This is a genomic window from Chitinophaga sp. W3I9, assembly GCF_050434025.1.
Classification (GTDB): domain Bacteria; phylum Bacteroidota; class Bacteroidia; order Chitinophagales; family Chitinophagaceae; genus Chitinophaga.
The window spans coordinates 2,119,947-2,136,510 of the sequence record NZ_JBNPWC010000001.1; the positions used below are offsets into that span (position 1 = coordinate 2,119,947).

Sequence of the window (16,564 nt, forward strand, 5' to 3'; positions counted from 1 at the left end):
TATGAAAAAGTTGTTTTACTTATTACCGATGTTGCTGTTCGGCCTCTTCGCCATTGCACAGCAACGAAACATCACCGGTACCGTTATCAGTAAACAAAACAGAACGCCTTTGCCCGGCGTAACCGTACAGTCGGGCAACAGGAACACCATTACCAACGGCAGCGGGCAATTTACATTACCGGCTGCCGTGGGGGAAGTGCTCAACTTCTCCTATATCGGCATGAAGCCAATGTCGCTGAAAGCTTCGGAAGGCAGTATGTCCGTAGAAATGGAAGATAATGCCACCGATTTAAACCAGGTGATCGTAACCGGTTACCAGACACAGAAAAAAGCCGATCTTACCGGCGCCGTATCAGTAGTGAATGTGAGCGAAATAAAAGACATTCCGCTCGGCAACCCGGTGAAAGCCCTGCAGGGCCGCGTTCCCGGCGTATTCATTACTTCCAACGGCGACCCTAACAGCAATGCCACGGTACGTATCCGCGGTATCGGCACGCTGGGCAACAACGATCCGCTGTATGTAGTAGATGGTATTCCTACCAAAAGAGGATTGCAGGAACTGAACCAGAATGATATTGAATCCATCCAGGTATTAAAAGATGCTTCTGCTGCCACCATTTATGGCTCCCGCGCTGCAAACGGCGTGATCATTGTTACCACCAAAAGAGCGAAGAAAGGCTACAGCCGCATCACGGCAGATGTATCTGCTTCTTTGCAGGATTACAGTACCAAGTTAAAAACGCTGAACACGGAAGGCCGCGGCCGCGCCTATTGGCAGGCTGCGGTAAATGACCGCACCGATCCCAACAACAACCAGATTTACCAATACGACTGGAATGGCGATTTCAACAACCCGGTGCTTAACAAAATTAATCTGCCAGAATTTATTGATGCCGCCAAAACCATGAAGCCGGCGGATACTTACTGGTACGACCAGATCGCACAAACGTCCCTGTTGCAAACCTATAACGTGTCTATTGCCAATGGTAACGAAAGAGGTAACTCTTATTTTTCAGTAGGCATGTATAACAACAAAGGCATTGTAAAAGAAACACAGCAACGGAAAATAACCGCCCGCTTTAATACGGATTATTCCTTTTTTAAAGGCAGGCTGAAGATCGGTGAAAACCTGTCGGCTACCTATATCAGGGACGCGCTGGTGCCAGCCACGGATATTCTCTTCGCCGCGCTGGTGCAACAACCGGTAGTGCCGGTACACACCGTCGACGGTGGCTGGGGTGGCCCCGCACCCGGCATGACCGACCGGCAGAATCCTGTGCGCCTCATTGAAGATAACCGGCAGAACAAAAGTAATTTCCTCCGCTTATTTGGTAATGTATATGCCGACCTGGAAATTATTCCAAACCTCCATTTCAAAAGCAGCTATGGTATAGATTATAACGGTACCTATCAGCGTACCCTGCGTAAGTCGTATACTTCCGGGTTCCTTTCTGATCCGTCCAACTTCTCCCAAACCTCACAGGATTATAATGGTAACTGGGTATGGCAAAACACGCTCACTTACAATGTGGCCCTGCAGAAGCACCGGTTCGATTTCCTGCTGGGAGGGGAACAGATTAAATATATTGCGCAGAATTTCTACGCCAGCAGGCAGGGATACGCGCTCGAAAATATTGACTATGCTTACCTGAATGCAGGATCTTCCAATAAAGATAACGGCGGTACCGGCAGCGGCTATACGTTGTTGTCTTATTTTGGTAAAGCAAACTATTCTTACGATAATAAATACCTCGCTTCGGTGACATTGCGCCGCGATGGCTCTTCCCGCTTTGGTAAAGAAAACCGTTTCGGGATGTTTCCTGCGGTATCTCTCGGATGGCGCGTGAGTGAAGAAAATTTCATCAAACAAAACCTGCCTTTCCTGTCGGACCTGAAACTCCGCTATGGCTGGGGCAGATCGGGCAACCAGGAAATTGCCAACAACGCTACCTACACTTTGTACTCTGCGATTTATGGTATAGATCCCACCTGGGATTTCGACAGCGGCAGCGCGTATGATCTGGGCGGTGCAGGCTCCGGCCAGTTACCATCGGGGTATACACTGATCCAGCAGGGGAATCCCGCATTGAAATGGGAAAGCACCATGGAGTCTAATGCCGGGATAGATTTTGGTTTGTTTGATAATCACCTTAGCGGTTCGGTGGATTATTTTATTAAGAAGACATCCGATATCCTTATCAGCCCGGCTTACCTCGCAGTGATCGGCGAAGGTGGTACCAAGTTCGTTAATGGCGCCTCCATGCAAAATAAAGGACTGGAAGTATTGCTGTCGTATAACGGTAACATTGCACCCGAACTGGCGCTCACCGTTACAGGTAACGTAGCCACCTATCGCAATAAGATCACCAGGCTGCCACCGGAAGTATTGACTTCCTATCCCGGCAACGGACAGGATAAAACCATTCTCGGCCACTCTATTAATTCCACCTTCGGGTACGTAGCCGAGGGATTGTTCCGCTCACAAAAGGAAGTAGATGACTATGCCACGCAAATCGGGAAGGGCGTGGGCCGCATCCGTTATAAAGACCTGAACAGCGACGGGGTGATCGATGACAAGGACCGCGACTATATCGGCAAAGGAGATCCTGATTTTACTTACGGACTGAATGTAACACTGGAGTATAAACACTTTGATCTGACCTTCTTCCTGCAGGGAATACAGGGCATCCAGGTATATAATACTTACAAAACATACACCGACTTCTCCTCCATCTGGCCGGGAACTAACTGGGGCGCACGTACGCTGGATGCATGGACGCCGCAACATCCAAATGCTTCCATACCTGCGCTCACGCTGGTAGACCGTAACAATGAAAACCGGACATCTACCTATTTTCTGGAATCAGGTTCTTATCTCAAACTCAGGAACCTGCAACTGGGGTATAGTTTCCAGCATATGTTCAGCAAGCGTTTACAAACAGCACGGGTATATCTGCAGGGCAGCAATTTGCTCACGTTAAAAAACAAAGGTTTTACTGCCACCGATCCTGAGAATCCTAACAATGCCTATCCCATTCCGGTGATTGGCACGATCGGTTTAAACCTGTCTTTTTAAACACACAACACAGCCACCATGAAGTACACAAAATATATCCTTTTACTCAGCTGCCTGTTGCTCGGCGCATGCAGCAAATTCCTGGATCAAACGCCGCAGGGTGTTATTTCAGGCGACGACCTGAACTCGCCGGCCAACCTGGAAAAAATGGTGACCGCCGCCTATGCATCACTGGGCAACGATCACTATACCGCTCCTTATTCCAGCATGTGGCCCTATGGCAATATCCGCAGTGGCGATGCCTATAAAGGCGGTGATGGCGCCGGCGATATCAGCGATTATCACTTCTATGAAACCTTTTCCCTGAACAGGGTGGATAACGGTTCCTCCGACCTGGTATGGTTTCGTCTGTATGTATGCATTGGCCGCGCAAACGATGCACTGGCACGGTTAAATAAAGTGAATGAAAGCGAATTTCCGGAAAAAACAGTGCGGCAGGCAGAGATGAAGTTCCTGAGAGGACATTATTATTTCCTGCTGAAAACATTATTCAAGTATGTGCCCTACATCGATGAAAATGCGCCAAAGGAAACCTATGATACCATTTCCAACCGCACTTATTCCAACGTGGAGCTATGGACGAAGATCGCAGATGATTTTACTTTTGCCGCTTCCCATCTCCCCGATATACAACCGCAAATAGGAAGGGCCAATAAATTCGCCGCAAAAGCTTACCTGGCCAAAACATTATTGTATGAAGCCTATAAGCAGGATGAGAATAACCATGTAACCGGTATTGATGCGGCTTTGCTGCAACAGGTAAATACCTTATGCGATGAAGTAATCGCCTCCGGCAAATACCAGCTGGCCGTTGATTATGCGAACAACTTTTTGTCGAAAAGTGAAAACGGCCCGGAATCCCTTTTCGCTATCCAGTATTCAAAGGATGACGGCACGCCTAAAGGCCGCCTCGATTACGGACATGCACTGGATTACCCGATGAACCAGGCCTATGGTTGTTGCGGTTTTCATTCGCCCAGCAGTAACCTGGTGAATGCTTTTCAAACAAGCGCCAGCGGGCTGCCGATGTTTGAAACTTTCAATAATGTGAACATCGTTACGGAAGCGGATTTTCATACGCACACCTTTGATCCGCGCTTAGATCATACCGTGGCTATTCCGGGACATCCTTACAAATATGATCCTGCTTTTCTGTACCAGCGCGCCTGGGCCCGTGCGCCGGAGGTATATGGCAGCTACCTGAGCCTCAAAGAAGCGGTATTGCCCGGCGATGCTACTTTTCAGAAGGTACCGCCTTTTATGTCGAGCTCCAAAAACTGGGAGATTATCCGTTATGCTGATGTGCTGTTATTTAAAGCAGAAGCATTGATAGAACTTGGACGCGCTGCCGAAGCGCTGCCACTCATCAACCAGGTGCGGCAAAGAGCGGCTGCCAGTACCGGCTTATTAAAACAGGCAAATGGTACCTTTACTTCCAGTTATAAGATGAATACTTATCAGCCGGGCGTTAACTGCACCTGGTCCACCGACTTTGCGCGGCAGGCATTACGCTGGGAACGGCGGCTGGAATTTGCCATGGAAGGTTCCCGTTTCTTCGACCTGGTACGCTGGGGTATTGCAGCAGAATATCTCAATGCTTATTTTGCCGTGGAAAAAACACGCCGGTCACACCTGAATGATGCTTCCTTCAAAAGAGGCAGGGATGAATACCTGCCCATACCATTAAACCAGATTAACTACAGCAAAGGGTTATACAAACAAAACACCGGCTGGTAAAAATTAAATATCATTGTTATGAAGAAAAAACTCTTTTCCATATTACTGGCAGGATTATTACCCGGATGGTTGCACGCACAGGATAATGCCACGCCTACTCCGCAATGGAGACCGGTATATCACTTTACAGCGCCTAAAAACTGGCTGAACGATCCCAATGGACTGATCTACATAGACGGCGTGTATCATTTGTACTACCAGCATAATCCCTTTGAAAACAAGTGGGGGCATATGAGTTGGGGGCATGCTACCAGCAGGGATTTGCTTAACTGGAAACACCTGCCTGTTGCCATTCCGGAAATAGAAAAGAAAGATACCACCACCTGGGCTTTCTCCGGCTCCGCAGTGCTGGACGAACATAACAGCAGCGGTTTTGGTAAAAACGGGAAGGCTCCTATTGTAGCTATTTACACGGCAGATCAGCCGAAGCAGCAAAAGGAATCACAGTTTATTGCCTATAGTAATGATGGTGGTTTAACCTACACCAACTACAGCGGCAATCCCGTTATAGACATACAGAAAAAGGATTTCCGCGATCCCAGCGTGATCTGGCTGGAAGATCAGCATAAATGGCTCATGACGGTGGCGGTACCTGCCGAGCATAAAGTACAGTTCTACGCATCTGAAAACCTGAAGAACTGGGAGCTGCTGAGTGAGTTTGGCAACCAGGGCGATACCCGTAAAATATGGGAGTGCCCGTCTTTAACGCCGTTGTATGTAGACGGCAACCCGGCGAAAAAGAAATGGTTGCTGATGGTGTCTTCCGGTAACCCTGATGCCGCTACCGGCATGCAGTATTTTACCGGCGACTTCGACGGCAAAACATTCACCAATGACAACAAGCCGGAAAGCCAGTTGTTTGTAGATTACGGCAAAACTTTTTATGCCGCCATTCCTTACAATCATCTGCCGGACAACCGGCAGATGATGATCGGCTGGCTTATGCCATTTGAAACGCCCACTTCACCGTGGCGCGGGCAGATGTCAATTCCACGCGATCTGCAATTGAAAACTACGGCAGCGGGTATACGTTTATTTCAACAGCCATCTGCTGAGATCAGTACCTATCTCCGGAAATTACCTGCGGCTAAAAAACTGCAGCTAAAAGCACAAACCCTTAACAGCAAGGAACTGCAATTAAGCGGCAAAGGTTTTAATACCAATAGTAATTGGGTGGATGCCGAATTTACCATTGGTACCGCGGCTGATTTTGGTTTTAAGATAGCACAGGATGTAGTGGTAGGCTATAATGTACAACGGAATGAGCTCTATATCCGCGATGGAAAAGACGTGCAACAAATGAGCATTCCATCTGCCAACAATAAAATCAGGTTGCAGGTGCTGCTGGATAAATCGTCGGTAGAGGTATTTGTAAACGACGGGGAGAAAGTGCTTACCACTTTAATATTCCCGGATAAAGCGGCTACGGGGCTGGCTGTGTTTGCAGAAAACGGCGATGTGCAGTTGAATGGATTGAAAGCGTGGGACCTGGGTAAGTAAGGGGGAATTATTTATAGACAGGCGCCGGCTCTTTTTTGAGACCGGCGCTTTTTGTGTTAACTTGTATTGATAAAGTTGGTCCCATGGCCTTTAGTAAGCAAAAAAATGTGGTTAACACCGGAATAGCCCTTGTGTGGATGATAAATGGCGTGTACTGTAAAGTGCTGAACTACGTTCCCCGGCACCAGTTAATTGTAGCAAGAATACTTGGCGAATCCCATGCGCCTGTACTGACCCGTATCATCGGTGTCCTGGAAGCCGGAATGGCGATATGGATACTTTCCCGGATAAAATCCCGCTGGTGTGTTATTTTGCAAATGCTGCTGGTAGCCGCTATGAACATCATAGAGTTTATAGCAGCACCCGACCTGTTATTGTTTGGGAGAATGAATATTATCATCGCTGCCGCTTTTATATTTATCATTTACCGGAATGAATATAGTACCCATGTTAGCCTTTCTTAAAAATCATCCCTTTGCCGTGGAAGCGTTCTTTGAAAGCTCCCTTGTGCTTACCTATGCGTTGCCGGTATCGGTGTTGGAACCCTTAATACCTCCGCAACTGGAGCTGGATATATTCCAGGATCAGTGGGCCTTCATAGCCATTGCCATTGTGAAAACGAGGAACCTGCGGCCTAAAGGCTTCCCGGCATTTATGGGGAATGATTTTGTATTAACCGGTTACCGGGTGTTTGTACGTTATACCAATAGTGAGGGAAAGCGGTTACGGGGGTTATATATTTTAAAATCAGAAACAGACAGTAAGAAGATGGAATTTTTCGGTAACCTGTTTACCCATTACAGTTATACCACTACCGATATCAGTATTACGGGAGAAGACGATATGGTTACCGTTAGATCGGTGGCATCTGGGTTGAATATCACGGTTGATACCGGTGCTGAAGCAGCATTACCAGCAGGATCTCCTTTTGCTGACTGGAAAGAGGCGAGGCGGTTTGCAGGTCCATTGCCTTTTACATTTACCTGTAACGAACATTCCGGCGAAGTGCTGATTATCGAAGGTGTGCGGGAAAACTGGATGCCAGTACCGGTATCGGTGTTGCATAGCGAAGCCGGTTTTTTGAACACGCCTGCGTTACAGGGCGCCCTGTTGGCGAACGCATTTATCATCCGGCAAATTCCCTACTACTGGAAAAAAGGAAAAATGGATCTATGGAAAAGGTAAACAGAACGCCGTTTCAGGGCATCGTGAATATCATCCGGTTTAACTGGCATTTTTATGTGTTGTTTTTACTGTTACTGGTAGCAGGGTTGCTATTCACGCAATACACGTTAACCAGGCTGATGTTGTGTGGAGCTGCCATCGCCACCTTATCGTCGTTAGTCGTCTCCTGGTATATTTACGACCATTCAGATTTATATACCTTCCGGTGGCTGGACGATATGGCGCTTCGGCCATGCCGCCGTGTAGTAAACATCCACGCAGGGTTTGATGAAACCAGCCAGCTGCTGGCGCATAAATACCCGGGAGCTGACTTGCAGGTATTTGATTTTTATAACCCGGAGATGCATACCGAGGTATCTATTGAACGTGCCCGGAAAAGGTATGTGCCTTATGCTGGTACGAAAATCATCAGCACGGCCGCTGTTCCGCTGGCACCTGCATCAGCGGATGTGGTGTTTCTTTTGCTGGCGGCGCATGAAATCAGGGATCCAGGGGAAAGGATCACTTTTTTTAAAGAGTTGCGTCGCTGCCTGGCTGCTGACGGAAGAATAGTGGTACTGGAGCATTTGGCGGGATGTACCTAACTTCATCGCATATACGATCGGGTTCCTGCATTTCTTTTCGCGTACTGCCTGGAATCGGGCATTCAACAACGCAGGCCTGATCGTCGTAAAAGAAAAGAAGATCACCCCTTTTTTGTCGGCCTTTATATTGAAAAAGAATGGAATTGCATCTTAAAATTGCCGGTTATATACTGGTGCTATTATCGCTGATACATATTTTCTTTCCGCGGTATTTTAACTGGAAGAAGGAGTTCACGGCGATCAGTCTTTTGAGCAGGCAGATCATGTATGTGCATACTTTTTTTATTGCGCTGATGGTGTTGCTGATGGGGATAGGATGTATTTATGCAACCCACGACATCCTGCATACCCGCCTGGGGCATCTGCTGGCGTTTGGGTTATTTGTATTCTGGTTATGCCGGCTGCTTTTCCAGTTCTTTGTTTACTCGCCGTTGTTGTGGAAGGGTAAACGGTTTGAAACTACTGTGCATATCCTGTTTTCACTGGTGTGGGGATATTTCAGTGTTGTTTTCCTGCTTGTATTCCGTACGGAGGTATAAATACAGTTGTTAAAACCCGCGCCAGTAAGCGTTTCCCATCTGATCGTACAATGTTATATCCCGGAATACAACATAAAGGTATGGACGTGTGAAACCATGGAAAAACAAATCCGCCGTTTTTGCCGATTTTTACCGGATTATGCCGCCGCAACATAAACCTTTTCCAGATTTAACACTTATATTGTAAATTTTAAACAGGATTATCTAACAAAAGTGTAAACCTATTTCAGGACGTGACCTTATTTCAGGACGAGTCATAGTGTATAGGGAGTGTATGGGAAGTGTATCATGAGTGTATGGGGAGTGTATCATGAATGTAAGGGGGCTATATGGGGAATATATGGGGAATACGACACATACACGACTCCTAAGTATCCGAGAAGTATCCAAGAAGTATGGGAGAAGTATTAGCTGCATTATCATCTCCTGAAAGTGAACATCCCCAGTTCATAAACGGACAGTTTAAATAAATACCATATCTATAAAAAATCAAGTAATAATGAATTGTTATTTGGCATTTCTTTGGGCATTCCTGCCAGGGAGTCTGGAAACCTAATAAAACAGCCATGTTAAAGAACTATTTCAAGATTGCTTTCAGAAACATCGTCCGGCATAAGGCCTTCGCTACAATTAATATTGCAGGATTGGCCATTGGCATGGCTTGCAGCATTTTCATTTTGCTTTGGGTGCAGCATGAGTTGAGCTACGACAAATTCCATAAAAACGCGGGTACTATCTACCGCCTTACGGCTGGTGGTGCAACAAATTCCGGGCCCATGGTTCCCGAACTTAAAGCAAGAATTCCTGCTATAAAAAACTTTGTACGCTTTAGTCAGCCTACTCCTACCGTTTTTGAAACGGGTACAAAAAAGTTTGAAGAAAAAGCCGTCTTCTATGCCGATTCTTCCCTGTTGCAGGTATTCTCATTTCCCCTGTTAAACGGAAATGCCGAAACCGCATTAATACGGCCTGATGCTGTTTTAATTACGGAAGATATGGCTAAGAAATATTTTGGCAATGAAGATCCAATTGGGAAAATTTTAAAAAGGGATAACAAAGATAATGTAGAAGTTACAGGCGTGCTCAAAAATATTCCGGCAAACTCGCATCTGCAATTTGATTTTATTATGCCGCTGTCTGCCATTGCACAGACCGATTGGCGTTTACGCCGGAACATCTGGGCTAGTTATGATTTCTATGACTATGTACAACTTGATGAAAATTTCAAGGCTACGCCGGCCGCCCTGGCCGGCCTTAGCAGGCAAGTAAATAAAATTTTTGGAGAGCACGTAAAGGAAAATCAACCTGATATGAAACTGCAGGCTTTAACTGATATTCATCTGCGTTCTGATTACCAAACTAATTTGCCCGGCCAGGGCAATATCCAATATGTAAACATATTTTTTATTGTTGCGTTGTTTATTTTGGCGGTAGCCTGTATCAACTTTATGAACCTGGCTACCGCAAGGTCGGAACGCAGGGCAAAAGAAGTGGGCTTGCGAAAGGCGGTAGGTGCGGGTCGCGGGCAACTTATCGGTCAGTTCCTCGGCGAGTCATTATTCATTTCTTTTATGGCCATGTTAATGGCTGTTGGCATTGTATGCCTGTTGCTACCTGTTTTTAATAACCTGGCAGGCAAAGAACTTTCTATACAACTATTGGATGGAAAATTAATCGCATTGCTGCTCGGCATCGCATTATTTACAGGGCTTGTTTCCGGCAGTTATCCTGCTTTATTTCTATCCGGATTTAAGCCCGTGGAGGTGCTGAAGGGAAGCATGAAAATGAGTGGAGGGAATCTATATTTTCGTAATGGGTTAGTGATAATGCAATTTGTTGTTTCGATCGCATTACTCGCCGGCACGGCTGTAGTATACAAACAATTGAATTATATCAAAAACAGGGATATCGGTTTTAATAAATCGAACCTGCTTTATATGCCGATGACCGGCGAAATGGGAGACAAGCAACTGGCATTGAACGCGGAGCTCAAAGCGAACCCGCTTACTGCAAATTTTACTGCTATCACCGATCCAATATCCAATCTGACGAGCAGCACCACCGGGATAGAGTGGGAGGGAATGGCCTTGCAGGATAAGAACATCTGGTTTTCAAAAACATGGGTAACGGAGGGTTTCTTCGACGTTCTTCAAATGAAAATGGTAAGCGGACGGGCTTTGTCTGCTACCGAATTTGCTGACTCAGGTAATTATGTGATTAATGAAAAAGCGGCAAAAATTATGGGGATGACCCCGGCGGCGGCCATTGGTAAATCACTTACGTTTTCGGGCGATAAAGGAACTATTGTAGGCGTAGTAAAGGATTTTAATTATAAACCGGCGCAAACGGCCATTGAGCCAATGATCCTTGCGTTCAATAAATGGAATGGAGGAATAGTGCTGGTGCGTACCCAACCCGGAAAAGCGGCAGCCACCATCCAGGCATTGGAGAAAATAAGCAAACAGCTTAATCCCGCTTTCCCCTTCTCTTACGGTTTTGTTGACCAGGACATTAATAATTTATACAAAGGCGAGCAACAAATGGGTAGCCTGTTTAATGTATTTGCGATGATAGCCATTTTTATTTCCTGTATGGGTTTGTATGGCCTATCGGCATTTATGGCGGAGCAACGCACTAAGGAAATAGGCGTTAGAAAAGTGCTGGGAGCATCTGTATTCAATGTAGTATATCTGTTATCAACAGGATTTACAAAGCTTATCCTGATTGCCATTGTAATTGCAATACCCATTGCCTGGTTTGCCACCAATAAGTGGCTCGGCGGTTTCGCTTATCGTGTAAATGTTGGCTGGGCTATTTTCCTGATGGCTTCATTAGCGGCATTAACCATAGCGTGGATAACAGTGAGTTATGAGTCTGTAAAAGCAGCTATTGTGAATCCTGTAAAGAGTTTGAGAAGTGAGTAGATAGATGGGGGGAGCCCTGAATTGATCAGCGAGAAAAAATTTTTCTTTAACGGTATAGTTATAGTTTATCTGATATTTCGCTTCTATCTATATTAATCCTGACCCTTTTGCTTACACTATAAAAACTATCTGATAGCATAATGGTAAAAACAGTTTCCCAATTTTTTCCCAATAACCGATTTATTTTTCTTGCTTTTGTATTGTCAATAAGTTGTAAAAGAATATTCTTATCACCATTAGTATCTATAAACCCCACGTATTGTCTTACCCAATGGCAAAAAAATACTTTGGTATCAACAGTTGCTTTTTGTGCCTCATTATGCTTTTGATTGAAAATTTGTTCTGCTTTTATTATGTCGTCTTTTGTCGGCGTATATCTTAATTTAAAATTTTGCATTTCAACTCCGACAACGTAATCTTTATTAAAAATCACTCCTTTCTCTTTATAATAAGAAGGGAGATAGATTACGCTAAATTTATGTGATGTATCAATATCATTCTGCGCTTTGCTCATTAGGCTTATGCCCAAACTAAATAATAATAGTAATATACAGATTCTCATAATCAATAAGTATAAGGTATCGGGATTAATCCGAACGGTGAAAAAGACATATTACTGATAATTGGATAGTTTGCATTTGTTCTAGTTCCAGGTATTAATACGCTACCCTCTCCAATAGGCGCACCTGCCGCATTCTGCCCTATACTATAAAAAGCTCTTAAATTTATTCCGTTCTCAGCTCGCAAAAGGCTTTCAATGTGTGTAGAATAAATTTCAGCCTTAGGTATATTAATCCCTCCAGAAGTGGTGTACCAAGTACTATAATCAACTTTACCATCCGATATCTGGTCGTCAGCATGAGCTAATTCATGCCCTAATCCAATAAAAGCAGGTCTGTTTTGATTTAAAGAGGCATCAGGCCCACCATTTGTACTACTTGGGGTCCAACGCACCACATTTGTCATTCCTGTTGCGTTATCATTTGCGTTAAAACTATTACTGCCTTTCATAATGTTTACTGTTTCTTTACTGTTCACAATATCATTTATCAAACCCTTTCCGGTAGGTCCCCCTGAAGAAATTTTATTTAAACCAGCAACAGCTTTCTTTAAGAACCCCTTTACTTTACCAGTATAAGCAGAACCGTCTGTATTTGTTAATTTCCCTCCATTATAATCTACTTTCTTTCTACCACCTAATCCCAAAAATCCCGTCCTAAATTGTATTCTCGCGGTATCACCTAATGGATCATTAAAGCTAATTGGATTATTATACATTGCAGAGTATAAACTCTGTGCATAGTCTGGCTTGGGGTCTACCTGCCACCATCTGCCTAACTGTGGGTCAAGGCTTCTTATTGGCGTAGCATACATCTCCCAACCACTACCATCACTAAACTCCTTATTTTGTAGTTCAGCCCCCTTGTTGTATTTATATTTATTCTCCGGATAGTTAGGCCCTTTAATAGCGGAGCTGCTAATCCCTGCCATCGTTAACCCAAACGGATAATAATGCGTCTCCTCTAGTAATGGACCCGATGCCTGGGTTACCACCACATCGTCAAAATATACATCCTGGTTACTTTCATTGCTGGTATATACATACAGGAATCCACTTTTCTTTATGGGCATCTTGTCCTTTATCAATTTCTGCAACTCATCGGGAGATGCAGTTACCCGCTTTACACCGCTATTTTCTTCCACTAATTTAAACTGATCATCAAACAAAACAAAATTAAGATAAGCTTTGGGTCTATCGGGGTTTTGCTGATCAGGCTCTTTTTCTTTCAATTGCTGATAGTCGTTGTTATAGAAGCTGCTGGTAAATGGTGCCGACAATCCTGCATTAGAGTTTCCGTGTGTGCCTGTAGTGGCTGCGTTACCACCGAAAGTCTGTATAAGATCTGCCAGCATATTGGTGGCAGAAGAAGGCGCTTTATCCTTTTGGGGACCAGTGGATTTATAGAATGCATTGGTAGAAACGGCAATAGTGTCACCAGCCATTACCCGGAGTACGAGTGATGGCCCTGTTTTTTTTCCATTACCGGTGGGTGTTAACTTAGCTACGCTTTTATTACTGCTGTCTGTGGCTGGATAACCTGCAGGTTTGGCAATACGGGTATTGTCAATATTGCTGAATAGCTGGGTTTCAGTAGCAGCATTTGCCGTTTCCATAGAGGCGGCATACACTGAAAGATCGGATTGTTCGGTGAGAACCATTCTTACATTGCCAAGATGATCTTTCAGAAAGTAATCATACCAATAGCTGACAGGTTGATTGACAACGTACACCGGCCGTATACGGCCGTCTTCATGACCGATAAATTGAAGTGTGTCATTCTGATATACAAAATTATCTATATAGTCGGTGGTAATCATTCGGTTAATCGTGCCAGTGTTGTCTGCAACTATCTTTCTGAGCTTTGTACCATTAGCATCATATAAGTAAGAAATTTCCCCTTTCTCTGTGATAGCTATTGTTTCTGCTAAATTGAGATGATTATAGCTAATGGTATTTATTTTCTTGTTTTCATCTTTTATCAGATTTCCGTTTGCATCATATGCGTAATCATCGTTGGTATTGATGCCATCTTCAAAATCACCTAGTTTATCAGTGGAAACAGGAATTACATCCTTTACTTTCATTAGCTTATTGCTGTTACTTTGATAGGTATAAGTCAGCTGATCGATTACTCCTGAAGAACTACCCCGTTTCCCGGATTGGTTCATGGTATTGATATTTCCATTTGCATCATAGGAGAGGTTACTAACAGAAAAATCATTGGTAGTACGATTCCAGACTCCGCTGTTGTTTTCTGTAAAATTTGCCCCTGTCAATCGGTTTACTTTGTCGTAACTATATCCATAAGCGCGTGCTTTGCCATCCGATTTGCTTTTCCATTTCGCTCCGGCAATGTTGCCCGTATATTGTGGCCCATCAAACCCGTAATCGTAGCTTAATTCCTGTCCAAACCAGTTGGCAGTGCTTTGGTCGCTGTTTACAAAGCCTTTGTTAATACTTTTGAGCCATCCACGGATATTGTACTCGTAATTTAATGTTTCGAGTTGTCCTGACCCATTAATACCTAATCGTTTACTTGCCAGTTGCCCTAATTCATTATAAGCATTCATTTCAATGGTTTTCTCCTGGGACACCACATCGTTTAAACGTTTTTTGATACTGGCAACCCTGCCGGTAGCATCATAGACGAGGATTGTTAGTAAAGTAGTTTGCGGGGTGGCGCTGCTTCTTTGGTTGCGATGCCGGTAATAATTACTCAGTAGCTTTCCGTTAAAATCATAGAGGTTGGTGTTAACCTCGGTTCCACCGGTAATATTATTGGATACTGACTGTATCAATCTTTCTTTAGTATTATAGTAATTCGTAGTAGTAAGCCATTGATCTGTGCCAAGTATCCTGGTTTTTGTACCGGTGAGCATACCATTTACTGTTGTTGCTGGTGTGGCCGGTAATGCTTCCGGGTAGGGATTACCGCCTGCTTCTACTTTGTCCTTATCGCCGGCAACATAGTTTTGTTTTCCGGGGAAAGTATAATTTCCATAGAAAAGATAGGTAAGTGGTGTTAACGAAGCAGCTGGAATATTCGGTAATGGATTGGTAATAGTAAGGGATATAATTCCATTGTTGGCAGTGGCACTGATCTCTGCTGTCATTTCCATGCCGGTGCCTGTATCAAAGCCATCCGTCATGGTAATGCTCTGTGTTGCCTGGTAAAGTGGGGTACCGTCGTGGTTATTCAGAACAAGGTCTGTTGCTGCAGGGAAAGTATAAGGCAATGTTTGCGTATTGGAAGTGGCGTTGTTCATGGTACTTTGTAATGCAGATCTTTCAGCAGCCGAATTATATAAGGCTGTCATAACAGGTCGATTTATATTGTCGTAAAAAGTAACTAACCAATTTTCGCCTTTCATATTACCATTACGCGAGAATACAACTCTGTCCCGCACGTCGTATACCAGTTCGGTGGAGTCTGAACCAGGTATTTTCTTTACGATCATCCGCTGTCTTTCATCATATCGATAAACAAAACATAGTTCTGCCATCAAGGCGGCAGTCAGGCTCCAGTTGCCTGTGATAGCTGCCGTTGCCCGGGGGGAGACCACGACACGCAGATTATTCAGGTCATCGTATATATAATAGGTACATAACCATCCCATGTGAGCAGTACCGATAGCAGCCAGTTGTTGAACCTTTTTTAGTATGACCCGGCCGGCTTTGTCCTTGTACTCAACTACCTGGTTTTTTGCTTCGTCTGTAATTATATTCTTGTATAATTGTCCTGCATCGTATATGGCAGTAGTGGTAGGGATAGCTGATCCAGGAATCATTCTCCATAATCTGACAGAATCAGCAAGCGTATTTATCTGCTGCGAGATTATTACAGGGAGATTACCACCAACTTCACCTGTGGCGGCATCGATCTTTGCCCAACTGTTACCAGGTGCATACTGTTTAAGCTCCCTGTTTAGTGGAGATGCTTCATAATCTGTTCTGGCATAAAACACTTTTTCTCCAGCTACACCTGGAAGCAGCGTGCTGTTCTGATAAAAGGTCTGTTGCGCTGCAAATGGTGTGGTCTTGAATTTCCCGTCACTCGTATTTCCGGATTGAGGGGCGTAGGGCAGATATTTTAAGACCTCACGGTCAAATGCATCATGCACCACGGGCGATACAAGATCCTTTCCTGTGCCACTGGCCCCTTTTGCCACGCTTTGAACTAATCTTCCTAGTCCATCAAAGTATTGGGTCGACTGTTTTACTTCTGCGGTTGTTCTTGCCGTTGCCGTTACTACGGCCGGATCAGAGGATGGCATGGAAGGTTCCCAGGTTCGTATATAATTAATAGCGGTATTTGTGTAGACCGCTGGTAAAGCTATTGGTGTCGCTGCCGGAGGCTGGCTGGATGTAGGGACCTGACCATATAATAATCCGGTTCCCAGTAAACAAACAACAAAAATTGGGGATGCGAATCCTAAGAAAGTATTACACATATACCG

The 16,564-nt window shown here is 44.7% G+C and carries 10 protein-coding genes; 8 read left to right on the top strand and 2 right to left on the bottom strand.

Going from position 1 to position 16,564, the window contains the following annotated elements; all coding sequences use genetic code 11:
* Position 1: 1 nt before the first annotated feature.
* The 8 genes from QFZ51_RS09035 to QFZ51_RS09070 all read left to right on the top strand — a co-directional run bounded on the left by QFZ51_RS09035 (position 2) and on the right by QFZ51_RS09070 (position 11,545).
* Entirely contained in the window at positions 2–3,076 is a 3,075-nt protein-coding gene (locus tag QFZ51_RS09035) for a SusC/RagA family TonB-linked outer membrane protein (RefSeq protein WP_429045219.1), read from the top strand.
* An 18-nt stretch (positions 3,077–3,094) separates the two neighbouring features.
* On the top strand, positions 3,095–4,813 hold the full coding sequence (locus QFZ51_RS09040) for a RagB/SusD family nutrient uptake outer membrane protein (RefSeq protein WP_429045221.1): 1,719 nt from the start codon (positions 3,095–3,097) through the stop codon (positions 4,811–4,813).
* An 18-nt stretch (positions 4,814–4,831) separates the two neighbouring features.
* On the top strand, positions 4,832–6,313 hold the full coding sequence (locus tag QFZ51_RS09045) for a glycoside hydrolase family 32 protein (protein WP_429045223.1): 1,482 nt from the start codon (positions 4,832–4,834) through the stop codon (positions 6,311–6,313).
* A gap of 83 nt (positions 6,314–6,396) precedes the next feature.
* Positions 6,397–6,777 carry a DoxX-like family protein gene (locus tag QFZ51_RS09050; RefSeq protein ID WP_429045224.1) on the top strand — a complete coding sequence of 127 codons (381 nt, stop codon included), beginning with the start codon at positions 6,397–6,399 and terminating at the stop codon, positions 6,775–6,777.
* On the top strand, positions 6,761–7,498 hold the full coding sequence (locus QFZ51_RS09055) for a DUF2071 domain-containing protein (RefSeq protein ID WP_429045225.1): 738 nt from the start codon (positions 6,761–6,763) through the stop codon (positions 7,496–7,498). Before QFZ51_RS09050 ends, QFZ51_RS09055 begins: the two co-directional genes overlap by 17 nt.
* Positions 7,486–8,082, top strand: coding sequence for a class I SAM-dependent methyltransferase (locus tag QFZ51_RS09060; protein WP_429045226.1), 597 nt, complete (start codon positions 7,486–7,488; stop codon positions 8,080–8,082). Before QFZ51_RS09055 ends, QFZ51_RS09060 begins: the two co-directional genes overlap by 13 nt.
* Positions 8,083–8,219: 137 nt before the next feature.
* A complete protein-coding gene (locus QFZ51_RS09065) occupies positions 8,220–8,621 on the top strand; it encodes a hypothetical protein (RefSeq protein WP_429045228.1) in 402 nt (133 codons plus the stop codon).
* A gap of 566 nt (positions 8,622–9,187) precedes the next feature.
* Positions 9,188–11,545, top strand: a complete 2,358-nt coding sequence (locus QFZ51_RS09070) for an ABC transporter permease (protein WP_429045230.1) — start codon at positions 9,188–9,190, stop codon at positions 11,543–11,545.
* Between the two features lie 58 nt (positions 11,546–11,603).
* Here the strand turns inward: QFZ51_RS09070 and QFZ51_RS09075 are convergent, their stop codons facing one another.
* Positions 11,604–12,107 carry a hypothetical protein gene (locus QFZ51_RS09075; RefSeq protein ID WP_429045231.1) on the bottom strand — a complete coding sequence of 168 codons (504 nt, stop codon included), beginning with the start codon at positions 12,105–12,107 and terminating at the stop codon, positions 11,604–11,606.
* A 2-nt stretch (positions 12,108–12,109) separates the two neighbouring features.
* Entirely contained in the window at positions 12,110–16,558 is a 4,449-nt protein-coding gene (locus QFZ51_RS09080; RefSeq protein ID WP_429045233.1) for a DUF6443 domain-containing protein, read from the bottom strand.
* Positions 16,559–16,564 lie beyond the last annotated feature (6 nt).

Excerpts from the sequence above, each read along its gene's own strand:
- QFZ51_RS09035 (WP_429045219.1), top strand. The coding sequence starts at position 2 with ATGAAAAAGTTGTTTTACTTATTACCGATGTTGCTGTTCGGCCTCTTC.
- QFZ51_RS09080 (WP_429045233.1), bottom strand. The coding sequence starts at position 16,558 with ATGTGTAATACTTTCTTAGGATTCGCATCCCCAATTTTTGTTGTTTGT.
- QFZ51_RS09040 (WP_429045221.1), top strand. The coding sequence starts at position 3,095 with ATGAAGTACACAAAATATATCCTTTTACTCAGCTGCCTGTTGCTCGGC.
- QFZ51_RS09055 (WP_429045225.1), top strand. The coding sequence starts at position 6,761 with ATGTTAGCCTTTCTTAAAAATCATCCCTTTGCCGTGGAAGCGTTCTTT.
- QFZ51_RS09075 (WP_429045231.1), bottom strand. The coding sequence starts at position 12,107 with ATGAGAATCTGTATATTACTATTATTATTTAGTTTGGGCATAAGCCTA.
- QFZ51_RS09065 (WP_429045228.1), top strand. The coding sequence starts at position 8,220 with ATGGAATTGCATCTTAAAATTGCCGGTTATATACTGGTGCTATTATCG.
- QFZ51_RS09050 (WP_429045224.1), top strand. The coding sequence starts at position 6,397 with ATGGCCTTTAGTAAGCAAAAAAATGTGGTTAACACCGGAATAGCCCTT.
- QFZ51_RS09070 (WP_429045230.1), top strand. The coding sequence starts at position 9,188 with ATGTTAAAGAACTATTTCAAGATTGCTTTCAGAAACATCGTCCGGCAT.
- QFZ51_RS09060 (WP_429045226.1), top strand. The coding sequence starts at position 7,486 with ATGGAAAAGGTAAACAGAACGCCGTTTCAGGGCATCGTGAATATCATC.
- QFZ51_RS09045 (WP_429045223.1), top strand. The coding sequence starts at position 4,832 with ATGAAGAAAAAACTCTTTTCCATATTACTGGCAGGATTATTACCCGGA.